The following is a 25,604-nucleotide window of genomic DNA, read 5'->3' as shown; positions in this document are numbered from 1 at the left end:
CCCGGCTTTCCTCGGGATGAGCGGAGTGGAGGAGCAATCATCCAGCCTCTTGCGGGGGAGGGGGAAAGCGTGAAGGGTCGCGGCATGATCGCCTCTCGTTCGCGCCGCTCGACTCTGATTTCCGCCTCCCTGACCGTCGTCGCCCTGGCCATGGCCGGACAGGCGGGGGCGCAGGACGCCGCGCCCGCCGCCCCAACGCCCCAGACCCATCCGCCGGCCGTGATCCTGGAGCCGGGCCAACCCATTCCCGGCCAGACGACCTCGCCGGCTCAGGGCGCCGCGTCCGATCCCCACATCGTCATCACCGAAACGCCCGCCGCCCCGGCGATACCGGCCGTCTGGGCGCCGATCCCGACAAACGCCGAGGGCCGCAGCGCCTATGGTCTGTATCTGGCCGGCAAACTGGCCCTGATGCAGGGGGAGGGCGCGCAAGGCTCCGACTATCTGGCCCGGGCCGAGCGGCTGACGCCGGAACAGCCGCGCGTGCGCGAACAGGCCTTCACCTCGGCGCTGCTGACCGGCGATCTGGACGTGGCGGCGGCATTGGCCCCGACCGACGCCACGGCGTCTCCGGCCTTCGTCGAGGGCGGGCGGCTGGTTCGATTGGTTCAGGATTACGCCCACGGCGACGCCCGCGCCGCCAACGCCGCCCTGGCGGCCAAGCCGATCGGCGCGCCCCACGCCCGCGCGGGTCTGCTGGTCGCGCCATGGATCGCGGCCGCCGCCAATGACTGGACGCGCGCGCTTCAGCCCGCTCCGACCGCCGGCGATCCGCTGACCCTGGCCTTCGCTCGCATCAACCGCGCATCCCTGCTGGAGCGCCGCCGCGACTATGCCGGGGCCGAGGTCGAGCTGAAAGCGGCGGCCGATGCGCCGACCATCGGCGCCCTGTTCAAACGCCCCTACGGCGAGTTCATGGAGCGGCGCGGTCGCCGTGATGACGCCATCACCCTCTATCGCGCGGCGACGGCGGTTCAGCCGGTCGATCCCGGCGTGACGCGCGCCCTGGAACGGGCCGAAGCCGGCGGTCGGCCTCCTGCCTTGCCTGATCTGCGCGAAGGCGCGTCCCAGGCCTTGGTCACCGCCGCGGCCCAGGCCTCGGCCGAGCGGGGCAACGAATTCGCCGCCGTCTATCTGCGCCTTGCCCAGAACCTCTATCCCGACGACGAGACCGAATATCAGCTGGCCCAGGTCCTGGCCCGCGCCGGGCTGAAAAGCTCCGCCCGCGCCGCCCTGTCGCGCATCGGGACCGAGGACGCGGCGCTCTATGCCGCCGCCCGTGCCCAGATGGCCGTCAGTCTGGAAGAAGAGGGGCGGTCGGACGACGCCCTGACCGAACTGCGCCGCGCCTTCGCCGCCAGCCCCGACAATCGCCAGATCGCCCTGGTCTTGGCGGGGCAGTTGATGCAGTTGAAACAGCATGAAGAGGCGCTGACCCTGCTGGACGGGCCGGTGCTGAACACCGCCGATCAGGGCGCCAACGTCCACTTCCTGCGCGGCGCCGCCTATGAGGCCCTGAACCGCACGACCGAGGCCGAGGCCGAGCTGTGGGCCGCGCTTCAGGCCGCGCCAAACGACGCCGACATGCTGAATTACCTGGGCTATCTTTGGGTGGACAAGGGGCTGCGCGTGCAAGAGGGCGCCGCCATGATCGCCCGCGCCCACGCGCTGGAACCCGACAACGGCAACATCCAGGACTCCCTGGGCTGGGCCCAGTTCAAACAGGGCCAGTACGACGTCGCGGTCAACACCCTGGAAGAGGCAGTGGACAAGGAGCCGGCCAACGCTGAGATCAACGACCACCTGGGCGACGCCTATTGGAAGGTCGGCCGCCAGCGCGAGGCCGTCTGGTTGTGGAACCGCGTCCTGGTGCTGAACCCCGACGACGAACGCCGCGTCGAGGTCGAACGCAAGATCGCCGATGGGTTGGACAAGCCTGCTTCGACCAGCGGCGTCTCGAACTGATCTCCGATCATTCGCGGGGATGAACGGATGAAATGCGCCCGGTCATGGGTTAGTCAGCGCCCATGACCGTCCGCACCGCCTTGGCCCCGGCCAAGATCAATCTGTTCCTGCATGTCGGGCCCCTGGACGGGGACGGCTATCATCCGCTCAGCAGTCTGGTGGCCTTCGCCGACGTGGGCGACCGGGTGTCCGTCGAACCGGCCGCGCGGCTGTCGCTTGACGTCGTCGGCCCGTTCGCCGCTGGCCTATCGGGCGCTGACGACAATCTTATTCTGCGCGCGCTGCGTCGACTGGGCGAGACGGTCGGCGCGGGCGAACCGGGGCTGAAGGTCGTTCTGGACAAGCGCCTGCCCATCGCGGCGGGCCTGGGCGGCGGATCGTCGGATGCCGGCGCGGCGCTGAAGCTGGCGCGCGACGTGCTGGCGCTCGACATCGACGATGCAGGGCTGGAGACGGTGGCGACCGTCGTCGGCGCCGACGGCCCCATGTGCGTCAGGATGCGCACCGCCTGGGCCGAAGGGCGGGGCGACGTCCTGACGGACGAACCGCGGCTGCCGCCGCTGCCGGCCGTCCTGTTCAATCCCGGCGTTACGTCGCCTACCGGCGAGGTCTATCGGGCCTATGACGCCGGGCCCGTCGCGGCGGCGGATCGCCCGGCGCCGCCTATCGACTGGAGCATCGGCGGCGTGATCGATTGGCTGTCGCGCCAGCGCAACGACCTTGAGGCGCCGGCTCTGGCCCTGACGCCCGCCATCGCCGGCGCCCTGCGCGCGGTCTCCACCACGCCAGATATCGCCCTTACGCGGATGTCCGGCTCGGGCGCGACGGTGTTTGGCCTCTATCCGAACGTCGATGCCGCCGAGGCGGCGTCGGCTTTTCTGGCCGAAGCTCATCCGACCGCCTGGGTTCAGTCGACCCGACTGGCTGTGCAGTAACGCCTCAGTCTTATGGCCGAATGCTGGCGATATGACGCATTTGGTCCAGCATTCGCCCAGGTCTCGCCGCGATGATCACAGGAGTTACGGTTTGTAACGAAATCTCGGAACCGGACCGCCGGTCTCCGACTTGGGCATGACAGTTCCGATGACTGGAACGGATCGTCTCTCTGCCGATGACGATCCTCAAACAGAAAAAGGATATCGTCATGCTTCGTGCCAAACTGCTTGCCGCGACCGCCGTGGCCACCCTGATGGCCGCCCCGGCTTTCGCCCAGGAAACCGCCCCCGTCACCCCGACGCAGGCGCCTGCGGAAACGCCGGCTCAGACGCCGGATCAAGCGCCCGCCGCTGCCGCGCCCGTGATGCAGGAGGTCGCGCCCGCCCGAACCGCCACGACCCAGGCCACGCCCGCCGCCGCCGAGACGGTGGTCGATGTGCTGAAATCCAGCGGTCAGTTCACCACCCTTCTGGCCGCCCTGGACGCCGCCCAACTGACCGATACCCTGGCTAGCCGCCCGGCCATCTCGATCTTCGCTCCGACGGACGCGGCCTTCGCCGCACTGCCCGAGGCGGATCGCACCCGCCTGATGGACCCGGCCAATGCGGCCGAGTTGCGCCAGCTGCTGCTCTATCATGTCATCGTCGCTGATGTGACGCCCGATCAGATCCAGGGCAAGAAGGGCGGCGTGCCGACCGCCGCGGACAGCCAAATCCTGCTGGACGGCACCGGCTCTGCCATCAAGGCGGATGGCGCGACCGTGGTCAGCGCCGAGCTTGACGCCTCCAACGGCGCGGTCTTCCCCATCGACAAGGTGCTGAACCCGGCCCAGTCCATGGCCGCCATGGGCGACGAAGAAGCCGCCGCCCCGGCCGACGCAGCCGCTCCGCCCGAAGCGAGCGACGGCGCTGCGGCCCCCACGGCGCCGACTGGCGAACCGGCTGCGACCACCACCACCACCGCCTCGCCCCCGGTCCAGAATCCGACGGATGGCCAGGTCGATCCGACCCCGGACGCCGGCGACCAGACCGCTCCGAACCCGAAATAGGACCGGCCGGGTTTCGCCCGCCGCCAAATGGGCGGGCGCAGCGTGTTGAAGCGAGAGGCGGCGGGCCCTATGGTCCGCCGTCTTTTTTGCAGCCCCTCCCGAGCCCGATTTGACCACCCCGACTGAGCCGCTCGCGTTTCAGGACCTGATCCTGACCCTTCACCGCTATTGGGGCGATCAGGGCTGCGCCATCTTGCAACCCTATGACATAGAGGTGGGGGCGGGCACGCTGCACCCGGCGACGGTGCTGCGCGCCCTGGGCCAGAAGCCTTGGAAGGCCGCCTACGTCCAGCCCAGCCGCCGCCCCGGCGACGGCCGCTATGGCGAGAATCCGAACCGGCTTCAGCACTATTATCAATACCAGGTCATCCTGAAGCCGAACCCGGACAACCTGCAGGAGCTGTACCTTGGGTCGCTGGCCGCCATCGGCATCGACCCGAAACTGCACGACATCCGCTTTGTCGAGGATGACTGGGAAAACCCCACCGTGGGCGCCTGGGGCCTGGGCTGGGAGGTCTGGTGCGACGGGATGGAGGTGACGCAGTTCACCTATTTCCAGGGCGTCGGCGGCATCGAGGTGGACGTGGTGTCGGGCGAACTGACCTACGGGCTGGAGCGTCTGGCGATGTATGTGCAGGGCGTCGACAATGTGTACGACCTGAAGTTCACCAAGGAGGGGCTGACCTATGGCGAGGTCTTCCTGGAGAACGAGCGCCAGCAGTCGGAAGCCAACTTCCACGGCTATGACGTGGATGGTCTGAAGCGCCGGTTCGAGGACATGGTGTCGGAGGTCTCGCGGCTTCTGGCCATGACCGGACCCCAGGGCCAGCCGCTGGTCCTGCCCGCCTACGACCAGGTTCTGAAAGCCAGCCACCTGTTCAACCTGATGGATGCGCGTGGCGCCATCGCCGTGGCGGAACGCCAGAGCTACATCGGCCGCATCCGCGAACTCTGCAAAGCCTGCGCCCTCGCTTACGTCGAACAAGAGCGGAAAACCGCCTGATGCCCCAGCTTCTCCTCGAAATCTTCTCCGAAGAAATCCCCGCCCGCATGCAGCAGGGCGCCGCGCGCGATCTGGAGCGTATGGCGACCGAGCGTCTGAAGGCCGCTGGCCTGACCTGGGATGCTCTGACCACCTATGCCGGGCCGCGTCGCCTGACGCTGGTGGTGGACGGCCTGCCTGCCGCCACGCCCGACCGAGAGGACGAGGTCAAGGGGCCGAAGGCCTCGGCGCCCGAACAGGCGCTGGAAGGCTTCCTGCGCAAGACCGGCCTGACCCGCGAACAGCTGGTGGAGCGCGACGGCGTCCTGTTCGCCGTCCTGTCGTCCAAGGGCCGCGCCACCGCCGATCTGGTCGCCGAGACGGTCGATCAGATGGTGCGCGCCTTCCCCTGGCCCAAGTCGATGCGCTGGGGTGTCGGAACCCTGCGCTGGGTGCGGCCGATCAAGCGCATCCTGTGCGTCTTCGACGGGGCGGTGGTCCCGTTCGAGATCGACGGCATCGCGTCCGATGCGATCACGGAGGGCCATCGGTTCCTGGGTTCGGGCGCACCCTTGCGGGTCAGCGACTTCGCCGACTACCGCGCCCAGCTGGAGAAGAATTTCGTCCTGATCGACGTGGCCGACCGCAAGCTGCGTATCCTGGAACAGGCCAAGGCCGCCTGCGCCGCGCGCAGGCTGGTGCTGGTCGACGACGACGGCCTGCTGGACGAGGTGGCGGGTCTGGCCGAATGGCCGACGCCGATCCTTGGCGACATGGACCCGCAGTTCCTGGCTTTGCCGCCGGAAGTGATCCAACTGTCGATGAAGGTGCATCAGAAGTATTTCGCCGTCCGCGATCCGTCGAAAGATGGCCTGGCCCCCAACTTCCTGGTCGTGGCCAATGTCGAGGCGACCGACGGCGGCAAGGCCCTGGCCGCCGGCAACAGCCGCGTGCTGAGCGCCCGCCTGAACGACGCCCGCTTCTTCTGGGATGAAGACCAGAAGGTCGGCTTCGACGCCTGGAACGCCAAACTGTCCGGCGTCACCTTCCACGCCAAGCTGGGCACCCTGGCCGAGCGCGTCGAGCGTATCGCCGCCCTGGCCCGTGAGATCGCGCCGCTGGTCGGCGCCGACGCTGACGAATCCGAGATGGCGGCCCGCCTGTCCAAGGCCGACCTACTGTCGGGCATGGTCAGCGAATTCCCGGAACTGCAGGGAATCATGGGCGGCTATTACGCCCGCCTCGCCGGCCATTCTGACGCGATCGCCGACGCCGTGCGCGACCACTACAAGCCCCAAGGCCCCGCCGACACGGTCCCGACCGCGCCCGTCACGGTCGCCGTCGCCCTGGCCGACAAGCTGGACACATTGGTCGGCTTCTTCGCCATCGACGAAAAGCCCACGGGATCGAAGGACCCGTTCGCGCTGCGCCGTGCGGCGCTTGGGGTGGTTCGTCTAATTCTGAATAACAAGATCCGGCTTGCTCTAGCCGACGACGCTTTTGCTCCTGCGATTGCGCTCATTACAAGTCAGGGCAAGGTAGATCGCCAGGTCGATAAGCTGTCCCTTGGGTCAGAACTGGCGTCCTTCTTCGCCGACCGCTTGACCGTCCTCCTTCGCGATCAAGGCCAGCGCCACGATCTCGTCGCCGCCGTCTTCGCTCTGGGCGACGACGATCTGGTCCGCATCGTGCGTCGGGTGGAGGCGCTGGCCGCCTTCCTGGCCACGGACGACGGGGCCAATCTGCTGGCGGGCTACAAGCGCGCCTCCAACATCCTGCGCGCCGAGGAGAAGAAGGGACCGCTGCCGACCGGAATGGTCCAGACCGGCCTGCCGAACCAGCCCGAGGCCGAGATCACCCTGGCCTTCGCCGTCGGCGCCGCCCGCACGGCCGTCGAGGCGGCGCTGGACACCGAGGACTTCGCCGCCGCCATGACGGCGCTCGCCGCCCTTCGCGCCCCGGTGGACGCTTTCTTCGAGGCCGTCATGGTCAACTCCGACGTGGCCGAGGAACGCGACAACCGCCTGAAACTGCTGGGCCAGGTGCGCGGCGTGATGGGCCAGGTCGCCGACTTCGGTCAGATCGCGGGATAGGGGCCGCATCGTCTCCTCCCCACTTGTTGGGAGGGGGACCGCGCAGCGGTGGAGGGGCTCTTGACGTCCCACCGCTGCGATGGGGTGAAGAACCCCTCCGTCACGGCGCAAGCGCGCCGCGCCACCTCCCCATGGAATGGGGAGGAGACGGATGCGTCAGCATTGAATGCGCTCTCTCGCCTTGTCGGCGATGAAATCGAGAACGTCGCCTAAGTCCACCCGCACCTGTTCCGCCGAGACGCGGATGACCGCAATGCCCTGGGTCGCAAGCCAGCGCGTCCTTCGCGCATCGTGCTCGCCCCGGCCCTCATGGCTTTCGCCATCCACTTCGACCGCCAGCATCGCCTCCGCGCAATAGAAGTCCAGCACATAGATGCCGACCGGATGCTGGCGACGGAACTTCATGCCGGCTAGAGCGCGACGACGCAGGCGGATCCAAAGCCGCGCTTCGGGTGGCGTAAGGGCGCAACGCAGAATGCGGGCGCGCGAGACGGAGCCTTCGTGCGTCAAGAACCCCTCCGTCTCTCCGCTGCGCTCCGAGCCACCTCCCCATTTCATGGGGAGGAGACGATGACGTCAAGAAACCGCCCGACCGGTCACGCATTGTTACATCCGCCATGGCCAAGCCGGATCGCCCGCGCTAGATCATGCTGCATGTGCGAGCGGGGAGAACCCGCCGCATGATCCGACAAAGCTCAGGGACTGCAAGATGACCAAGTGGGTGTACGGCTTCGGCGGAGGCTCCGCCGACGGCGATGCGTCGATGAAGAACCTTCTGGGCGGCAAGGGCGCCAATCTGGCGGAGATGTCGTCGCTGGGCCTGCCGGTGCCGCCGGGCTTCACCGTCACGACCGAGGTCTGCACCCACTATTACGCCAATGGCGAAACCTATCCCGCCGACCTGGAGGCCCAGGTCCAGACGGCGCTGGAGAAGGTGGAAGGGATCGTCGGCAAGACGTTCGGCGATGTCGAAAATCCGCTGCTGGTCTCGGTGCGCTCGGGCGCGCGGGCGTCGATGCCGGGCATGATGGACACCGTCCTGAACCTGGGTCTGAACGACCAGACGGTCGAGGGGCTGGCCCAGCTGTCGGGCGACCGCCGCTTCGCCTTCGACTCCTATCGCCGCTTCATCACCATGTATTCCAACGTGGTGCTGGGCCTCAGCCACGACGATTTCGAAGAGGTGCTGGACCAGCACAAGGACCGTCTGGGCGTCACCGTCGACACCGACCTGAGCGCGTCCGACTGGGAAAAGGTGGTCGCCGACTACAAGGCCGTGGTCGAGCGCGAGCTGGGTCACGCCTTCCCGCAGGACCCCAAGGACCAGTTGTGGGGCGCCGTGGGCGCCGTGTTCGAAAGCTGGATGAACGATCGGGCGAAATTCTATCGCCGGATGCACGACATCCCCGAAAGCTGGGGCACCGCCGTCAATATCCAGTCGATGGTGTTCGGCAACATGGGCGAGACGTCGGCGACGGGCGTGGCCTTCACCCGCAACCCCTCGACCGGCGAGGCGCGCCTCTACGGCGAGTTCCTGATCAACGCGCAAGGCGAAGACGTGGTCGCGGGCATCCGCACGCCGCAGAGCCTGACCAAGATCGGCCGCGAGGAGATGGGCGAGACCGCCCCCTCGATGGAAGAAGCCATGCCGGAAGTGTTCGGCCAGTTCGTCGAAGTCGTCGGCAAGCTGGAAAGCCACTACCGCGACATGCAGGACATCGAGTTCACGGTCGAACAGGGCCGTCTGTGGATGCTTCAGACCCGCAACGGCAAGCGCACGGCCAAGTCGGCGCTGAAGGTGGCGGTGGATCTGGCCGCAGAGGGCGTCATTTCTCAGGAAGAGGCCATCAGCCGCGTCGAGCCTGCAGCTCTGGACCAGCTGCTGCACCCGACGCTGGACCCGGATGCGGAACGTCGCGTGGTGGCGGCGGGCCTGCCCGCCTCGCCCGGCGCGGCGACCGGCAAGATCGTCTTCGATGCGGATGAGGCCGAACGTCTGGCCGGTCTGGGCGAGGCGGTCATTCTGGTGCGCGAGGAAACCAGCCCCGAAGACATCCACGGCATGCATGCGGCGCGCGGCATCGTCACCGCGCGTGGCGGCATGACCAGCCACGCCGCCGTCGTGGCGCGCGGCATGGGGCGCGCCTGCGTCTCCGGCGCCGGCGAAATCCATATCGACGAGGCCAAGGGCGTCTTCACCGCGCGCGGCCGCACCTTCAAGGCCGGCGAGGTCATCACCATCGACGGGTCGAAGGGCGAGGTGCTGGACGGCGCCGTGGCCATGATCGAGCCGGAACTGACCGGAGACTTCCAGACCCTGATGGGCTGGGCCGACAAGGTGCGCCGCCTGAAGGTCCGCGCCAACGCCGAGACCCCGCTGGACGCCAAGACCGCGCGCGGTTTCGGCGCGGAGGGCATCGGCCTGTGCCGCACCGAACATATGTTCTTCGACGACAGCCGCATCGCCGCCGTCCGCGAGATGATCCTGGCCGACGACGAAAAGGGTCGCCGCACGGCCCTGGCCAAGATCGCGCCGTTCCAGAAGTCCGACTTCGTGGAGCTGTTCGAGATCATGGCGGGCCTGCCGGTAACGGTGCGGCTGCTGGACCCGCCGCTGCACGAGTTCATCCCGCATACGGACGAGGATATCGACGCCCTGGCCGCCTCTTCGGGCATCGACGCGGACAAGCTGAAGCGCCGCGCCAAGGAGTTGCACGAGACCAACCCCATGCTGGGCCATCGCGGCTGTCGCCTGGGCGTGGCCTATCCCGAAATCTATGAGATGCAGGTCCGGGCCGTGCTGGAGGCCGCGCTGGAGGTCAAGCAAACATCCGGTCTGGCGCCGATCCCGGAGATCATGCACCCGCTGGTCGCCCTGGGTCTGGAGATGAAATATCTGCGCGAACTGACCGACCGCACGGCCAAGGCCGTCTTCGAAGAGGCCGGCGACAGCGTGGACTATCTGGTCGGCACCATGATCGAACTGCCCCGCGCCGCCATCCGCGCCGGCGATCTGGCCGAATACGCCCAGTTCTTCAGCTTCGGCACCAACGACCTGACCCAGACGACGTTCGGCATCAGCCGCGACGACTCGGGGCGCTTCCTGCAGGCCTATCTGGACAAGGGCATCTTCGAGACCGATCCCTTCGTGCGTCTGGACCAGGACGGCGTGGGCGGCCTGATCGAGATCGCCGCCGAGCGGGGGCGCGTCGTGCGGCCCGAGGTGAAGCTGGGCATCTGCGGCGAACACGGCGGCGACCCGTCGTCGATCGCCTTCTGCGAACAGGCCGGGCTCGATTACGTCTCCTGCTCACCCTACCGCGTGCCGATCGCGCGTTTGGCGGCAGCGCAGGCGGCGCTGGACATCGAACGGGAAAAAGACCGCTGAGGCTTCACACACCCGTCATTCTCGGCTCGAGCTCGAGGATGACGGGGAAAGAAATAAAGGGCGGTCTCTGCGGAGGCCGCCCTTTTTTCTGTCACAAAACCGCCAACCTTGACGGAACGGCGTATGTGTCTTGGCATCCACAGGCGTTGGTAGTGTTTTACGGCCTCTGGAACAGATGAGTGGCTGACCTATTTAAGCACTCGCTGGATGGGGCTGATGATCGGCCTGGTCATCACATCTAGGAGTTAATAAGAAACAATGCGTAACATTATTCTCGCCGCTGTCGCCGTTTCCGCAATCGCCGCGCCGGCATTTGCTCAAACCAATCCCGAGCCGCGTGGTTACGGCTCGCTGGGCTACACTCATCTTGAAGGTGACAATGCAACGACCGGCGCCGTCACGGGTCGTCTGGGCGTGAACCTCAACCGTTACCTGGCCGTCGAGACCGAAGCTTCGGTCGGCGTCAAGCATGACGACTTCACCGTCGCTGGCGTCGATGGCGAGATCAAGCAGGAGTGGGACGCGGCCGGTTATGTGGTCGGCAAGGTGCCGGTCTCCGACAAGCTGGAACTGTTCGCGCGCGGCGGCTACGGCCACACCGAGCTGAAGCAGAAGTTCCCGGGCGCCAATACCGACGTCGGCGGCGACAGCTGGAACTATGGCGCGGGCGCCAACTATTTCGTGGACGGCGTGAACGGCGTGCGCGCCGACTGGACCCGCCGCGACTACCGCGACGACGCGGGCAAGGCCGACGCCTATTCGGTCAGCTACATCCGTCGCTTCTGATCTTTAGGGTCAGCCAAAACGACGAAGGCGCGCTCCGCAAGGAGCGCGCCTTTTGCGTTCAGGGCCGCGATGTCAGGCGAAGTCGCCGGCCAGGGCCCAGCGTTGAGAGCCTTCGCCGAACGGGCGCACGAACCAGTCGCGATATTGTTCAAAGGCTTCGATGATCTTGTTGCGCAAGTCGGGCGGATTGACCGCCTCGCCGCGCTGGCGCCGCATGGCGGCGATGCAATCGACCACCATGTTCTGATGCGCCGAACCGCCCATGCTTTTCAGCACGGCGGCGATGTCTTTGGCCAAGCTTTCCAGCACCTGCTTAGGCGTCGTGTGAGCCATCTGGGATATCCCCTGTTCTCGACAGGCGAATGGGTGACAAAAACTTGTGACAGTTTCAAGCGTCGCCGCGCGAGAATCAGCATGGATGCGAATTAACCTGACATAACGCGGGTCAGGCGATTTGGTTCTCTAAAGCGAGAATGCTCCGAAAAATTCCTTAGAGCGCATGACCGCATCCGGCGCGCCGGGGAATGCAAGTCGGCCCATCCGACCGGCCGCGCTCGGCCGGCTGACCCCAATTTCTTCGCCTCAGGCCCGTTTACGCACGAAGACGGCGCCGGCCGAATAGCCGGCGCCGAAGCTGCAGATCAGGCCCGTGTCGCCCGCTTCGAACCCGTCGTTGTGCAGGTGGAAGGCGATGATCGACCCGGCCGAAGAGGTGTTGGCGTAATCGTCCAGAATGATGACGTTCTCCTCGGCGGAGGGCTCGCGCCCCAGCACCTTCTTGCCGATCATGGTGTTCATGTTGATGTTGGCCTGGTGCAGCCACAGCCGCTTCAGGCCGTGGGGATCGACGCCCAGTTCGTCCGCATGATCGACGATCATGTCCGACACCATCGGCACCACGTCGCGGAACACCTTGCGCCCCTGCTGGATGAACAACTTGTCGTTCTGGACGCTGTCGTCGGCTACGGGGCTGTCCAGATGCGCGGTGTCGCGCGCGTTTCGGTTCAGGAAGCCGAAGTTGTTGCGGATATTGTTCGAGAAGGTCGTCTTCAGCCGCGTGCCTAGCAGGTCCCAGCCGCCCGGTCCGGCCGTCTCGGACGATTCCACGATCACCGCCGTCGCCACGTCGCCAAAGATGAAATGGCTGTCGCGGTCGGTGAAGTTCAGGTGGGCCGAACAGACCTCGGGGTTGACCATCAACACGGCCTTGACCGCCCCCCCGCCGATGAAGTCGGCCGCGGTCTTGATGCCGAAGGTCGCGGAACTGCAGGCCACATTCATGTCGAAGGCGAAACCCTCGATCCCCAGCGCCTGCTGCACCTCGATCGCGATGGCGGGATAGGCGCGCTGCATGTTCGAGGCGGCGCACAGGACCGCCCCGATCTCCGACACCGGCTTGCCCCAGGCTTCGATCGCCTGACGCGCGGCCTTCACCGCCATCTCGGCCAGGATCGACAGTTCGTCGTTGGAGCGTTCGGCCAGGTTCGGGGCCATCCGCTCGGGGTCGATGATCCCGGCCTTGTCCAGCACGAAGCGGCTCTTGATCCCGGACGCCTTCTCGATGAACTCGGGCGAGGAGTGGGCCTTGGCCTCCAGTTCGCCGGCCTCGATCTGGGCGGCGTGGCGCGCGTTCCAGCCATCGGCCCAGGCGTTGTAGCTATCGACCAGTTCGGCGTTGGAGACCGACTGTTCGGGGGTGAAAAGGCCGGTGGCGGCGATGACGGCTTTGGACACTGGAAGCGGGTTTCCTTTACGAACCCCCTTAATAGGACGGCGGCGGCCTGCGGTCGAGACTGGCGATGATCCCGGCGGCCCAGCGCTGCACCTGACCGCGCGGCGCCTTGGGCGTCGGCTGTTCGCGCGCGGCGATCAGCCGGTCCACCAGATCCTCGGCCTCGCACGGCCAGCCCTCGGGCGTGACATACAGCGGATAGGCGATCAGGGCGGCGTGGATCAGGTGATCGACGCTGGCGCGGCGGCTGCGGCGCTTGAACGTCAGCCGGTCGTCGCTCAGGCCCCAGCCAGCATAGAAGGGTCGCCCATAGACCGAAACCGCCTTGCCCCGCATCAGGGCCTCGAACCCGGTCAGGGACGTCAAGGTCGCCACTCGCCGACATGCGTTCAGACAGTCCACGATGTCCAGCCCGTCACCCACCGCATCGACCGAGGCCATGGCCCCGGCGTCCAGCCGCCCCGGCCGGTTGCCCGCCAGCACGTCGGGGTGATTGCGATAGACCAGAAAGGCGTTCGGGTGATCGCGCCGCGCCGCCTCCACCAGGGCCGAGTTGGTGTTGAGATCGGGGTGGCAGCCCAGCAGGATCGACTTGTCGTTCTCGACCTGACCGACGACCAGCAGGATATCGCGATCAACCGGCCACCCGGTCGGCGCCTGACCCTTCAGATTGTATTTCGACAGGCCCGCATCGACCACGCGCGTCCGCAGGGCGGCGGCCCGCGCCAGTTGGAGCGGCGACAGGTCCGAGGTCTCGATCAGGGTCTCCAGCCGCGAGGGCCGCGACGGGTCGTAATAGACGCCCTGATCGTCCAGGGCGACCGACAGCGCGCCGACGAAATCGGACCCGAGCCCGCGCGAGCGTATGAAGCCGTCCTCCATCCGCACCGTGGGCCCGGTGAACGCCGCCGCGGCCTGACGTGTCGCCTCGCTCTCCTTGCCCGCCCACCAGATCAGGCGGCCATCGGTCGTCTTCGCATGGGCGGCGGCGCGCGAGGGCGACATGAAATAACGCATTGACGCCTTGGGCGAGTTCAGCAGACGGCGCACTGGGGGGCGCTTGGCCGGCGCGAACCCCACCGCGGACCAGGACCCCGCCAGCCGGTCGGCCCGGTCGCGAAGGGCGATCAACCGCTCCAGCGCCTGTTCGGCCTCGCATCGCTGGCCCGTCACAGGATCCACATAGCGGCTGTAGGCGATCAGGGCGGCGGCGGCGATCTGTTCGATCGACCGCGCCACGTCGCGCCGTCCCGTCTGGACCGCATCGGTCGTCAGGCCCCACCCGGAATAGAAGGGCGCCCCGAAACACCGCACCGGCAGCCCCCGCAACAGCGCTTCGAACCCCAACGCCGAGGTGACGCAATAGACCGCATCCACCGCCGCCAGCAGGTCGGCGGGCCGCACGTCCGTATCGACCAGGGTGACGCTTGTCAGGTCTGTCACGCAGCCGCGCTTCTTGCCCGCCGCCACGGCCGGGTGGCGTTTCACGATCAACTGGGCGTCCGGCTCGTCGCGTCGGGCGGCGGCGATCATGTCGTCGAAGCTCTGCGCCGTGGCTAGCCCGTGGGCGATGGAGGCGTCCGCGAACGTCTGGTCCACGATCAGCACGCGGCGGCCGGGCTTCAGCAGGCCCGGATCCAGCGGCCCGCCCATATTGGTCTTGGACACGCCTGACGCCACGATCCGGTCGATCAGCCCGCCCGCCCGCGCGATCATCGCCGCGTCGCACCAGTCGTCGGCCGTCTGGATCAGATGCTCAAGCCGGCTGGGTCGCGTCGCATCGTAATAGACTCCCAGATCATCGACGATCAGGCTGAGGCTCGTCGCCCCCGTCTCGCCGATCCCGACCGACCTCAGGAACCCGTCCTCCAGCGCCACATAGGGCCGCCCGTTCTTCTGCGCCCACCTTCGCCCCGTCGCCGCCGTCGGCTTCATCCCCCAGCCCAGCACGGCTTTGATGTCATCACCCGGCAGTCGCCGCAGGTCGTAGTCGGCCAGGAAGACGTTTAGGAACGGAACCTTCAGCACGCCGGGCGCACAGACCCAGGCCGGGATTCTTGCAGATGTGTCAGAGGGGAGGGGCAAGGCGGGTCCGCTGAGGTTCGACGCGAGGTTTAGGGCGGTTGCCTCGCACCCGCTAGGTCCGATCCCATTGTCACCTCCCCATTTCATGGGGAGGTGGCTCGAAGCGCAGCGAAGAGACGGAGGGGGTCTCACCGCATCACGAGCGCTCAAAAGCCCCTCTACCGCGTCGCCTGTCCTCGGGCTCGCCTTTGGCTAGACCCGGGGCCGGTCCCCTTCCCCGCGAGTGGGGAGCAGACGGTGGTCAGCCTTCCGCCCGCGCCAGCAAAGCTCTGGCCTGTTCCAGATGCAGCCGCTCGACCATGGCTCCGTCCACGCGGATCGCGCCCTGACCTTCTGCCTGCGGCTCGGCGAAGGCGGCGACCACCGCGCGGGCCTGCGCGATATCGGCTTCGGACGGCGAGAAGGCGGCGTTGGCGGCCGCGATCTGCGACGGATGGATCAGGCTCTTGCCGTCGAACCCATACAGCTTGCCCTGCGCCGCTTCGGCCGCCAGGCCCTCCGTGTCGTCGATCCGGTTGAACACGCCGTCGATGGCCAGCAGTCCGTTGGCCCGCGCGGCGGCCACCAGCATCGCCAGCCAGGGTTTGAACGGCTCGCGATCCGCCGATGCCCCGGTCCCCAGCGTCTTGGCCAGATCGTTGACCCCCAGCATCAGTCCGTCCAGCGCCCCGTCCGCCGTGGCGATGTCGGCCAGGGCCATCAGGGCGCGCGGCGTTTCGATCATGGCCCACAGGGCGCAACTCTTGGCGAGGCCGGAGGACAGGGCGTGGACGGCCTCAGGCGTCTCCACCTTGGGCGCGACCACCAGCGACGCCCCCGCCGCCTTCATCGCCGCCAGGTCGTCCAAGCCCCACTCGGTGTCCAGCCCGTTGATCCGCACCCCCAGGCGCGGCCCGAACCCGCCGCCCCGAACCGCGGCGACGGCGGCGTCGCGCGCTGCGGCCTTGGCCTCGGGCGCCACCGCATCCTCCAGGTCCAGCAAGGCGACGTCGCAATCCAGTGTCCGCGCCTTCTCGATCGCCCGCGCATTGGAGGCGGGCAGATAAAGGACGCTGCGAACCCGTTCGCTTCGCATCAGACCCGGCCCGTCACGGGGATCAGGGCGCCGGTCATGGCCCGGCTCTCGGGCGAGGCCAAGAACAGGATCACCGCCGCCAGATCGGCCGGCGCGACCCAGGTCGCCGGGTCGGCGTCGGGCATGTCCTTTCGGTTGGCGGGCGTGTCGATGATGGAGGGCAGGACGGCATTGACGGTGACGGATGTGGTCTTCAGCTCTTCGGCCAGCGCCTGTGTCAGGACGTGGACCCCTGCCTTGGCCGCGCCATAGGCCCCCATGCCGGCCCCGGCCTTCAGCGCGGCGGCCGAGCCGACGTTTACGATCCGGCCCTCGGGCGAGGCCTTCAGCGCCGACAGAGCCGCCCGGCTGGCGTTCAGCGCCGTGGTCACGTTCAGGGCGTGCATACGGTCCCAAGCCGGGGCGGCGTCGTCGGTCGTCTGCCAGACGAAACCGCCAGCGATGTTCAGCAGGGCGTCCAGCCGTCCGAACCGTGCGATCACCGTATCCACGGCCCGCTGCGCCTGATCGGCGTCGGTCAGATCGATCCCGCCGACCTCCAGCACGCCGTGCGGCACAGCGTGGCCTCCAGCATGGTCGATGACGGCGACCTGCCACCCGGCGTTCAGCGCCGCTTCCAGCACCGACCGCCCCAGGACGCCGTGTCCGCCCGTAATCGCCATCGTCCGCCGGCTCATCGCATCCTCCCTGTCGCCAGGAACCATAGAGTCGCCCATCACGCGATCAACCGGTCGCGAACACCCGCGCCATCAGACGCTCCAGCGCAATCTGATCCTCGGTGTCGAAGGCGGCCGGGGTCGTCGCATCCACGTCGAACACGGCGATCAGGGCGCCCGACGCATCCCGCACCGGAACCACGATCTCGCTGGCGGAACGGCTGTCACAGGCGATGTGGCCGGGGAAGGCATGAACGTCCTCGACCAACTGCGTCTGCCCAGTCGCCGCCGCCGCCCCGCAAACCCCGCGCCCGAAGGCGATCCGCAGACAGCCCAGCGTTCCCTGATAAGGCCCGACCACCAGTTCGTCCGCCCTGTCCGGCGCCACGGCATAGAAGCCGGTCCAGAAATAGTGTTCGAACGCATCCGCCAGCATCGAGGCGACCGTCGCCATCCGCGCCGTGACATTCGGCTCCCCATCCAGCACGGCCAGGATTTCCGCCTCGACCTCATGATAGCGCGCCGCCTTGTCGGCGGGTCGGTCGGTGCGGGCGACATAGGCCATGGTGAAAACTCCGAAAGCGATTAGGCCCGCCATATAGGGGGACCGCCCTCAGAAGGGGAGGGGAGGCGCGCCGTCCATCCCCGTCCTGCGTCCCCGCGACGTTCTGTCCACGATTCGCGAGCGCCGCCGGAACTCCGTCCCGCCGCTGTCGTTCTGCAGTCAAAGGAGAACGCAATGTTGAAATGGGCTTTGATTTTCGCAGTAATCGCCGTGGTGGCGGGCCTGCTGGGCTTTGGTGGAATCGCAGGCGCCGCCGCCGGCATCGCCAAACTGTTGTTCGTCGTCGCCCTGATCGTCTTCGCGGTCTTCCTGGTGCTCGGCGTCACCGTCGCCAAGAAGGTCACCTGATCTTTCAGGATTGCTCCAAGACCGACGCGGCGGCCCTCCGGGGCCGCCGTTTTCGTTTGACAGGGAGTGTGTCGGGACCACTTAAGATTGGCTCAGGCGCTGGTTGAAAACCCGCTCAATTTTTCCGCCCGCATGTTAGCTGACCACTTAACAGTGCCTCAGTCGATTTGGATTTAGGGAGGACGTCGTCGCAGGTCAGCGCTAACACCAGATATTGCCAACTCTTAGACTTCGATGCGTCTGCGAGATGTGTTGCAACGAACTGAGATAATCGCACATCAGCTTTGTCGATGCCGGACGTCCAGCTAGGCTTGGGCCATGCTCGAACGCATTCTGACGACTATCGTTTATGTCCCGACCGTACCTGATTGGCGGCCTGAAGAGGCGACCCCTCTGGCGGGTTTCTCGCTTCAGCTGTGCGAAGCTAGTCCCTATTTGGGTGCGCTCTCCTGCCTGCCTACGACCATCCTTGACTTCATGCCGGAGCACCATGCTGGCTTTTTGTCCCGACGTCTGTGCGGTACGGCACCGCTGGAGGTCCACCCCCAGTCTCCTCGAGCGATCCGATCCCAACCGATTCCGGATGTCGCTCCATTCACCGTCCTGATCCTCAGTCAAGGCGAGAGCCCGGACGACTATCGGGACTGGATCGCCTCCTGCCCAACGCCGCCGGTCCTTGTAAGTAAGGACAGCCAAGACCTCGGCTATGGCGACCTGACCCTTGAGCGGCTGCAGCGGCGGTTTCTGAAGCTCTGCGACGACGCAGTCGGCCGGTTCGCGCCAGACGTTCTTGAAGAGGCCCGTGCGGCCATCGCCGCATGGCGGCCTCTGCCAGTTACGCCACTAGATTACGACGTCGCCGGACACGGGTCGATCAGGTCGCAAGGAGGCAGCAAGCGTCCGTTGAGCTGTAGGTTTCGCACGAACATGGGCGAGGCTTCCTCTGTTCCGAGAAAGGCCATCGGGACAATGCCGGCGTCGAGCATGCCCTTCAGCGTATCCGTCACATCGTTTTTGACCCCGTTGCGATAGTTGAGGTGCTGGAACTCATCCACGATGAGCAGCTCAGTCCCGAACCGCTCGAAGCAGGCAAAGACGCGGATTTTTAGGGCCAGCTCATTGCCATGACCGGCGTGCAGATCCCCATATGCCTGGAGTATCGACATCATGAACTTTTTGGGTGTCGATCCGCGCTCCAAATCCACCTTCAGGACAGGGACGAATGTCGCTGTTCTAGGCCGTCTCCGCTCCACAGCGGCGATATAGGCCAGAATGGCGGATGTTTTGCCGGATCCCGTAGGACCCAATACGCGCAGCCCCATCTGTGGCTGACCCACGGTCTGTCGGCCGAGCTTTTGCAGGTAGTCCAGCTCGACGTGCAGCGACATATGGATCGGGTAAGGTATGAAAACCTCTTTGAATGCCGCGATCTTGGCGGCAATCCCGTCATTGAGTTCGGCGCGCGTTTGTTCAGAGCGGACACTCATAGGGCGTCCTAGAAGCATATCTTTTGTCAAACATCTGATAGTGTCGAGTTGTCGCGGTGCGGGAGGGCCAAATCCATGTCTCGAAGTGCCTGGATGGGCGGATCGACTTTCCAGCTATCTGTAGATCAACGACGCTAACGAGCCGGCAAGTGACGAAAGCTGTTGATATGGCTCAACATCGAACTGCGTAGGTCGAGCGTGATAAGGACGTCGCTGAATCCTTGCGCCACGAAGCCACTGCACGATCGGGGGAGGGGCTGAAGTTAGCGGTAGCGTTTCACGACCGATCGACGGTCGTGCAGCGAAGTCTGCCAAGCGCCGATTTCGTTGAAAAAGGCAGCCTCCGGCAATTGGCATGAGGGCGCCGCGCTGATTCACTCTGGTCGTTGAGACCGGAGGTGCGGCGATGATGGGCGAACGGCGGGTCGATCAGTCAGCCCTGTTCTACGAGTTCTCGCTGGAGCGGCATGTGCCGGCGGATCACCTGTTGCGGGCGATTGATCGCTTCGTGGAACTGGACGGGCTGCGGGCGCATCTGGCGCCGTTCTACAGCACCATCGGTCGCCCCTCGATCGACCCAGAGTTGCTGATCCGGATGCTGTTGGTCGGCTACTGCTTCGGCATCCGCTCGGAGCGGCGGTTGTGCGAGGAAGTCCACCTGAACCTGGCTTATCGCTGGTTCTGCCGGCTGGGCCTGGACGGCGACGTGCCGAACCACTCGACCTTCTCGAAGAACCGCCATGGCCGCTTCCGCGACAGCGACTTGCTGCTGGAACTGTTCGAGACGGTGCTGCGCCGCTGCATGGCCGAGGGTCTGGTCGGCGGTGAGCGCTTCGCCGTCGATGCGAGCCTGATCAAGGCTGACGCCAACCGCCAGCGCTGCGTGCCCGGCGACGAAGGTCTGCCGCCCGAGGCCGCCAGCCGCGCGATCGACGAGTATCTGGCCGTGCTTGACGACGCAGCCTTCGGCGGCGCCACCCCGGTGACGCCCAAGTTCATCTCGCCAGCCGACCCGGCCTCGCGCTGGACCGGCGCCAACAAGGGTCTGGCCTTTTTCGCCTATGCGACGAACTATCTGATCGACCTGGACCACGCGATCATCGTCGATGTCGAGCCGTGCACGGCGGTGCGCCAGGCTGAGGTGACGGCGGCCCGCACCATGATCGAGCGTGCGCGCGAGCATCATGATCTGTGGCCTGCCCGGCTGGCGGCGGACACGGCCTATGGCTCGGCCGAGATGCTGGACTGGCTGGTCCACGATCAGGGCATCGAGCCCCACATCCCTGTCATCGACAAATCCGAGCGGGTCGACGGGACTTTCTCACGCAGCGACTTCGCCTATGACCACGCCCAGGACCTCTACCGCTGCCCGGCGGGCAAGACGCTGGTCCACGGTCGGCGCGTCTTCTCGACGCCCCGGACCCAGGCGCCGCCTGATGACACCCTGCGCTATCGCGCCAGCACGGCCGACTGCCGGGCCTGCGCCCTCAAGCCTCGCTGCTGCCCCAACACGCCGATGCGCAAGGTCACGCGCTCAATCCACGAAGGCGCCCGGGACTTCGCCCGCGACATCGCCAAGACCGACGCCTACGTCGTTTCCCGGCGCGAACGGAAGAAGGTCGAGATGCTGTTCGCCCACCTCAAGCGCATCCTGAAGCTGGACCGACTGCGCCTGAGAGGCCCCAACGGCGCCAAGGACGAGTTCCTCCTCGCCGCCACCGCCCAGAACCTGCGCAAAATGGCCAAACTGATCCCACCAACGACGCCGGCGACCGCGTGAGGCGAGAATAAACCGCAGCGTCCGTCACTGGCGGCGATCTCAGCAGCCGCCTTTTCAACGAAATCCGCCAATAGTGGACATTGATTTCCAACCGACAAGCAGACGTCATTGGCTTGGTCTGAGTCAGCGCCTCACTGACTCACACGGTCAGAGATCGTGCTCTGGCGGCAACCGTACCGCCACCGTAGCTAAACTGCCCTTGTCGCCGGCACACGCATCGGCATCAGCCTAGCCTAACCTCGGCGTAAGGGCTGCTCAGGCGGGCGCAAGCTAACATGATGCATCCGCACACCTTGGTCGATTGCACCTATTTCCTGAATAAATTAATGCGAATGCTGTCACCGAAGAAGCCTGTCTCTCTACTCCACGACGAGATGATGTTCCGCGTCTTCATGATCCCGGACCATCGGCCGGGCGACTGGATGCGTTTGAACCTGGACAGCGGCAGGCGATTGGCGTCGGCGCCGTAGAGCATCTGCTGAAGGATACTGCGCTCGATTTCCTGTCTTCCGACCGCCATACCAGTGGGTACGGCCTCGGGCATGAACGCCGCCAACGAGATCTGCAATGCCGGGCGCTTATAGCGTTTCAGGAACGATTTTACGATGCTGCTCTTGCCTGACCCGTAGGGTCCGGTAAGCGCGATGTTCATCACGCGGGGATTGTTGGTCGCCTCCGTCAACGCCGCTGAATATATGCCTGCTTCGTCCGCTTTGTCGGTTGGGGCGAGGTCGACGAATCTGGACTTGTCCTCATCAGCCGCAGGATTGGGAGCAAGCCAATCCGCGACGGATGCAACCCAGCCAGACAATTTCGCTCGAAATTCGAACAGTTTCTTCATGGCGTAAGCCCCCCGTGCGCCCAAGAGATCGACTAACATCGGTCAATCGGCCGCAAAAGCCTGCTCAAATCTGATGACGATGCGCGCGGTCCTGTGATGATGCTGCGCGCGCAGCAAACACAATCACAAATATCCACCCGACAGCGGACATTTCCGCCCGCCGCTTTGACGCAAGCGTGGACACCCTGCTGCTCACTGGAGAGATGAATCTATCCGCTAAGCCACTCTTAAGTGGTTTTGAGCCACTTCTAAGTGGTCCCGACAGAGTGGTAGGCCCGGAGGGACTCGAACCCCCAACCAGACCGTTATGAGCGGTCGGCTCTAACCATTGAGCTACAGGCCCCCAAGGCGCGCCTCGGCGGAAGGAGGTTCGCCTAGCAGGCGCGGGCGCGGCTTGCCAAGCGGCGGCGCGTCAGAAGGTCGTGTTTCGTCGAATTCATGAAGATGAACGGAAACTGCAAAGCCACGAAGGGCGTTCATTCAGGCGAGAACGGCCAAGGTCGTTGCAACGGATCGACGAGCCCGTCGCTTCTGGATCGAATACGGAGACAAACCGCATGACCCGCACCCTGACGGCCCCCGCCAAACGCCTGACCGCGCCCGCCCTGAAGACGCTGGCCCTGGGCGGCGCGGTCGCCGCCGCCGCCTTCATGGCCGCCGCCACGCCGCGCGCCATGGCCCAGACCGCCGAACCGTCCATGGGAGCCATGCATATGATGCAGCCCGCGCCGTCGCTGAACCTGTCGGCCTATGGCGAGGTCAAGGCCGCGCCGGACATGGCCACCATCACCTTCGGCGTCCAGACCGAGGCGCCGACGGCCCAGGCCGCCATGCGCGATAACGCCACCCAGATGACGCGCGTTGTCGCCGCCCTGCGTCGCGCAGGCATCGCCGAGCGCGACATCCAGACCTCGGGCCTGAACCTGTCGGCCCAGTATGACTATCAACAGAACGAGCCGCCCAAGCTGCGCGGCTATCAGGCGGTCAACCGCGTGACGGTGGTCATCAACGACCTGACCAAGGTGGGGACGACGGCCGACGCCGTGGTCGCGGCCGGCGTCAACCAGATCGACGGCATCAGCTTTGGCCTGAAGGACCCCACGGCGGCCGAGAATCAGGCGCGCCAACTGGCCGTCCGCAATCTGCAGGCCAAGGCCCAGTTGTACGCCCAGTCGCTGAACGTCCAACTGTCGGGCATCCGCAACCTGACCGAGGGCGGCGGCTATGCGCCGCAGCCGCCGATGCCGATGTTCGCCGCCCGCGCGGTGGCCATGGATCGTGCCGAAAGCACCCCAGTCTCGGCCGGCGAACTGTCGGTGCGGATCGATATCTCGGGCGTTTACGACATCGCCCGCTGATCCCATCGGCTGAAACGAAGAAAGGCCCGCCGGCGACGGCGGGCCTTTTTTGTTGGTGGGTGGGCGGCAAGGAGCGCCTCCACCGCTTTGCGGTCCTCCTCCCCATCTCATGGAGAGGAGACGGCTTCAGCCCGCGTGCTTGATCTCGTTGGCGTCGTCCAGCAGGACCACGTTCGGGTTCCACTGACGAGCCTCTTCATGGGGCATCTGGCCATAGGTGACCACGATGACCTTGTCGTTCTTCTGCACCAGGCGGGCGGCGGCGCCGTTGACGCCGATGACGCGCGAGCCGCGCGGGGCCTCGATGGCGTAGGTGGTGAAGCGCGCGCCATTGGTGATGTTCAGCACATCGACCTGCTCGTGCGGATAGATGCCCGCGGCGTCCAGCAGATCCATGTCGATGGCGATCGATCCCTCGTAGTCGAGATCGGCCTGGGTCACCGTGGCCCGGTGCAGCTTGGACTTCATCAGGGTGACCAGCATCGCCCGGTCTCCTCGTAATACACGCGCGATTTCAGGCCGCGCCGACAGGCCGCTCATATAGGGATTTTCGCCGTCTGCATCAATCGCCGCCGCTGCATTGCAACATGAGCGGCCGCAGTGGTCGCGATCTTGCGACACCTTCATTTGACGACGGCGAAGCGCCCCCTATGCTGGCCCGGCCATTTCCGGCCTGCGAGCGCGCGTTTTCCCTCCGATGAAGCAATTCTTTCTGACGGTCCTGGGTGTCTTCACCGGGTTGATCCTCTTCGTGGTCGTGATTCCCGTGGTGCTGCTGACGGTCGCCGTCGCCTCGACGTCCAAGCCGACGACCCCGGCCAATACGGTGCTTGAGCTGGACCTGCGCGGCGGGATCAGCGACCAGCCGTCGTCCAATCCGTTCGCGGCCTTCGGCGGCTCTGGCCTGGCCCTGACCCGTGTGGTCGACGGCCTGCAGCAGGCCCAGGGCGACAGCAGCGTCAAGGCCGTGCTGATCCGCCTGCCGGAAAGCGGCATGACCCCGGCCACCGCCGACGAACTGCGCCAGGCCATCCATCGCTTCCGCGCCTCGGGCAAGCCGGTCATCGCCCACAGCCAGGGCTTCGCGCCCGCTGGGGCGGTGATGTCGACCTATATGGTCGGGGCGTCGGCGTCGGAGCTGTGGATGCAGAACACCGCCGGCTTCCAGGCCACGGGCTTCTCGGCCGACAGCCTGTTCCTGGGCCGCGCCTTCCAGAAATACGGGGTGAAGGCCGAGTTCGAGCAGCGTTACGAATACAAGAACGCCGTAAACGAATACACCCAGAGCGATTACACCGGCCCGCACCGCGAGGCCATGACCGCCTGGATGACCTCCATCTACGACAGCGCCCTGGGCCACGCCGCTCAGGATCGCAAGACGACGGCTCCGACGCTGAAGACCCTGATCGAGGCCGGCCCCTATACGGCCGAACAGGCCTTGGCCAACCGCCTGATCGATAAGGTCGGCCAGGTCGAGGAGGCCGAGATCGCCGTCAAGGCCCGCGCCGGCAAGGGCGCCGAGATCGTCGAGTTCGGCAAATATCTGAACCAGAAGGGCGAACGCGCCGGCTCGGGCCGAAACGCCATCGCCATCGTGGGCGGCGAGGGGGCCATCGTGACCGGCCGAGGCGGCGGCGGCGGCTTCGGCGGCGGATCGTCCATCTATTCCGACGACACGGCCGAGGCCATCTATGACGCCATCGAGGACAAGGACGTGAAGGCCATCGTCTTCCGCGTCTCGTCACCCGGCGGTTCGCCCGAGGCGTCCGAACAGATTCTGGCCGCCGTGCGCGCGGCGCGTGCGGCCGGCAAGCCGGTGGTGGTCTCCATGGGCGCCTATGCGGCCTCGGGCGGCTATTGGGTCAGTTCCGAAGCCGACTGGATCGTGGCCCAGCCGACCACCCTGACCGGATCCATCGGCGTGTTCGGCGGCAAGTTCGTGCTGGCGGACGCTTTGGGCCGCTTCGGCGTGGATATGCGCGGCCTGACGGTGGGCGGCGAATACGCCGACGCCTTCTCGCCCGGCCAGAGCTTCACTCCGGCCCAGCGCGCGGCCTTCTCGGGCCAGATGGACCGTATCTACGACGACTTCATCAGCCGCGTCGCCACGGGCCGCAAACTGCCTGCGGAACGGGTGCGCGAGATCGCCAAGGGGCGCGTCTGGACAGGCGCCCAGGCCCTGCCGCTGGGGCTGGTGGACCAGCTGGGCGGCCTGACCGAAGCGGTGGCCAAGGCCAGGCAGTTGGCCAAGATTCCCGCCGATCAGTCCGTCCGCTTCAAGCATTTCCCCAAGGAGAAGTCGCCGTGGCAGGCCATTTCCGAAATGTTCGGCGTCCAGACCGAAGCCGCCAAGGCCCTCGTCATGCTGGGCGGGGTGATGGCCGATCCCCAGGCCCAGGCGGTGATGCAGCGGATCGACAGCGACAGGATGCGCAGCCAGGGCGCCGTGGTCCTGGCCGAACAGCCGATGTTCTGACGG

The 25,604-nt window shown here is 66.2% G+C and carries 21 protein-coding genes and 1 tRNA gene; 11 read left to right on the top strand and 11 right to left on the bottom strand.

Features of this window, described 5'->3' with window-relative positions; genetic code table 11:
* Window positions 1-84 precede the first annotated feature (84 nt).
* The 5 genes from ACYX4P_RS15770 to glyS all read left to right on the top strand — a co-directional run bounded on the left by ACYX4P_RS15770 (window position 85) and on the right by glyS (window position 7,024).
* Window positions 85-1,965 carry a tetratricopeptide repeat protein gene (locus ACYX4P_RS15770; RefSeq protein ID WP_248120348.1) on the top strand — a complete coding sequence of 627 codons (1,881 nt, stop codon included), beginning with the start codon at window positions 85-87 and terminating at the stop codon, window positions 1,963-1,965.
* Between the two features lie 62 nt (window positions 1,966-2,027).
* Window positions 2,028-2,900 (top strand): 4-(cytidine 5'-diphospho)-2-C-methyl-D-erythritol kinase, encoded by an 873-nt coding sequence (locus tag ACYX4P_RS15765; protein ID WP_248120346.1) that lies wholly within the window; start codon window positions 2,028-2,030, stop codon window positions 2,898-2,900.
* 209 nt (window positions 2,901-3,109) lie between these two features.
* Complete coding sequence (locus ACYX4P_RS15760; protein WP_248120344.1) at window positions 3,110-3,949, top strand: fasciclin domain-containing protein; 840 nt, start codon at window positions 3,110-3,112, stop codon at window positions 3,947-3,949.
* A 109-nt stretch (window positions 3,950-4,058) separates the two neighbouring features.
* On the top strand, window positions 4,059-4,952 hold the full coding sequence (locus tag ACYX4P_RS15755; protein ID WP_292074810.1) for a glycine--tRNA ligase subunit alpha: 894 nt from the start codon (window positions 4,059-4,061) through the stop codon (window positions 4,950-4,952).
* The gene (gene glyS / locus ACYX4P_RS15750) at window positions 4,952-7,024 is read left to right on the top strand and encodes a glycine--tRNA ligase subunit beta (protein ID WP_248120340.1); all 2,073 of its coding nucleotides are present in this window, start codon (window positions 4,952-4,954) and stop codon (window positions 7,022-7,024) included. The genes ACYX4P_RS15755 and glyS overlap by 1 nt, the downstream gene beginning before the upstream one ends.
* 156 nt (window positions 7,025-7,180) lie before the next feature.
* Here glyS and ACYX4P_RS15745 read toward each other — a convergent pair whose 3' ends face one another.
* Window positions 7,181-7,534 (bottom strand): endonuclease domain-containing protein, encoded by a 354-nt coding sequence (locus ACYX4P_RS15745; RefSeq protein WP_248120338.1) that lies wholly within the window; start codon window positions 7,532-7,534, stop codon window positions 7,181-7,183.
* A 199-nt stretch (window positions 7,535-7,733) separates the two neighbouring features.
* Between ACYX4P_RS15745 and ppdK the strand changes: the two genes are divergently transcribed.
* Window positions 7,734-10,412, top strand: coding sequence for a pyruvate, phosphate dikinase (gene ppdK / locus ACYX4P_RS15740; RefSeq protein ID WP_248120336.1), 2,679 nt, complete (start codon window positions 7,734-7,736; stop codon window positions 10,410-10,412).
* Between the two features lie 258 nt (window positions 10,413-10,670).
* The gene (locus ACYX4P_RS15735) at window positions 10,671-11,198 is read left to right on the top strand and encodes a porin family protein (RefSeq protein ID WP_248120334.1); all 528 of its coding nucleotides are present in this window, start codon (window positions 10,671-10,673) and stop codon (window positions 11,196-11,198) included.
* Window positions 11,199-11,270: 72 nt separating this feature from the next.
* Here the strand turns inward: ACYX4P_RS15735 and ACYX4P_RS15730 are convergent, their stop codons facing one another.
* From ACYX4P_RS15730 to ACYX4P_RS15705, 6 genes are all read right to left on the bottom strand, one after another.
* Window positions 11,271-11,531 (bottom strand): hypothetical protein, encoded by a 261-nt coding sequence (locus ACYX4P_RS15730; RefSeq protein ID WP_248120332.1) that lies wholly within the window; start codon window positions 11,529-11,531, stop codon window positions 11,271-11,273.
* A 249-nt stretch (window positions 11,532-11,780) separates the two neighbouring features.
* Window positions 11,781-12,932 (bottom strand): beta-ketoacyl-ACP synthase III, encoded by a 1,152-nt coding sequence (locus tag ACYX4P_RS15725; protein WP_248120330.1) that lies wholly within the window; start codon window positions 12,930-12,932, stop codon window positions 11,781-11,783.
* A gap of 28 nt (window positions 12,933-12,960) precedes the next feature.
* Window positions 12,961-14,958: a capsular polysaccharide biosynthesis protein gene (locus ACYX4P_RS15720; RefSeq protein WP_313432284.1), complete on the bottom strand. Its 1,998-nt coding sequence runs from the start codon at window positions 14,956-14,958 to the stop codon at window positions 12,961-12,963.
* A 298-nt stretch (window positions 14,959-15,256) separates the two neighbouring features.
* On the bottom strand, window positions 15,257-16,090 hold the full coding sequence (locus tag ACYX4P_RS15715; RefSeq protein ID WP_248120320.1) for an HpcH/HpaI aldolase/citrate lyase family protein: 834 nt from the start codon (window positions 16,088-16,090) through the stop codon (window positions 15,257-15,259).
* Window positions 16,090-16,767 carry an SDR family NAD(P)-dependent oxidoreductase gene (locus tag ACYX4P_RS15710; RefSeq protein WP_248120319.1) on the bottom strand — a complete coding sequence of 226 codons (678 nt, stop codon included), beginning with the start codon at window positions 16,765-16,767 and terminating at the stop codon, window positions 16,090-16,092. Before ACYX4P_RS15710 ends, ACYX4P_RS15715 begins: the two co-directional genes overlap by 1 nt.
* Before the next feature lie 46 nt (window positions 16,768-16,813).
* The gene (locus ACYX4P_RS15705) at window positions 16,814-17,311 is read right to left on the bottom strand and encodes a GAF domain-containing protein (protein ID WP_248120317.1); all 498 of its coding nucleotides are present in this window, start codon (window positions 17,309-17,311) and stop codon (window positions 16,814-16,816) included.
* 174 nt (window positions 17,312-17,485) lie between these two features.
* Between ACYX4P_RS15705 and ACYX4P_RS15700 the strand changes: the two genes are divergently transcribed.
* Window positions 17,486-17,659 carry a DUF1328 domain-containing protein gene (locus ACYX4P_RS15700; protein WP_248120315.1) on the top strand — a complete coding sequence of 58 codons (174 nt, stop codon included), beginning with the start codon at window positions 17,486-17,488 and terminating at the stop codon, window positions 17,657-17,659.
* Between the two features lie 848 nt (window positions 17,660-18,507).
* Here the strand turns inward: ACYX4P_RS15700 and ACYX4P_RS15695 are convergent.
* On the bottom strand, window positions 18,508-19,146 hold the full coding sequence (locus ACYX4P_RS15695; RefSeq protein WP_248120314.1) for a TniB family NTP-binding protein: 639 nt from the start codon (window positions 19,144-19,146) through the stop codon (window positions 18,508-18,510).
* 406 nt (window positions 19,147-19,552) lie between these two features.
* On the opposite strand from ACYX4P_RS15695, the gene ACYX4P_RS15690 reads away from it, so the two are divergent.
* Window positions 19,553-20,926, top strand: a complete 1,374-nt coding sequence (locus ACYX4P_RS15690) for a transposase (protein ID WP_248120520.1) — start codon at window positions 19,553-19,555, stop codon at window positions 20,924-20,926.
* A 307-nt stretch (window positions 20,927-21,233) separates the two neighbouring features.
* On the opposite strand, the gene ACYX4P_RS15685 is transcribed toward ACYX4P_RS15690, so the two are convergent.
* Both ACYX4P_RS15685 and ACYX4P_RS15680 read right to left on the bottom strand, forming a co-directional pair.
* Window positions 21,234-21,767 carry a YobI family P-loop NTPase gene (locus tag ACYX4P_RS15685; RefSeq protein WP_248120312.1) on the bottom strand — a complete coding sequence of 178 codons (534 nt, stop codon included), beginning with the start codon at window positions 21,765-21,767 and terminating at the stop codon, window positions 21,234-21,236.
* A 267-nt stretch (window positions 21,768-22,034) separates the two neighbouring features.
* Window positions 22,035-22,110 (bottom strand) — tRNA-Ile (locus ACYX4P_RS15680).
* A 214-nt stretch (window positions 22,111-22,324) separates the two neighbouring features.
* Between ACYX4P_RS15680 and ACYX4P_RS15675 the strand changes: the two genes are divergently transcribed.
* Window positions 22,325-23,125: an SIMPL domain-containing protein gene (locus ACYX4P_RS15675; RefSeq protein ID WP_248120310.1), complete on the top strand. Its 801-nt coding sequence runs from the start codon at window positions 22,325-22,327 to the stop codon at window positions 23,123-23,125.
* A gap of 126 nt (window positions 23,126-23,251) precedes the next feature.
* Here the strand turns inward: ACYX4P_RS15675 and panD are convergent, their stop codons facing one another.
* Window positions 23,252-23,608, bottom strand: a complete 357-nt coding sequence (gene panD / locus ACYX4P_RS15670; RefSeq protein ID WP_248120309.1) for an aspartate 1-decarboxylase — start codon at window positions 23,606-23,608, stop codon at window positions 23,252-23,254.
* A gap of 214 nt (window positions 23,609-23,822) precedes the next feature.
* Here panD and sppA point away from each other — a divergent pair, with 214 nt between their 5' ends.
* Window positions 23,823-25,601, top strand: a complete 1,779-nt coding sequence (sppA, locus tag ACYX4P_RS15665) for a signal peptide peptidase SppA (RefSeq protein WP_292046028.1) — start codon at window positions 23,823-23,825, stop codon at window positions 25,599-25,601.
* Window positions 25,602-25,604 lie beyond the last annotated feature (3 nt).

The sequence above is a fragment of the Brevundimonas sp. ABV4_179 genome (genome assembly GCF_056311945.1).
The sequence above is the reverse complement of the archived record's forward strand: the minus strand, read 5'-3'. Positions and strand labels throughout refer to the sequence as shown.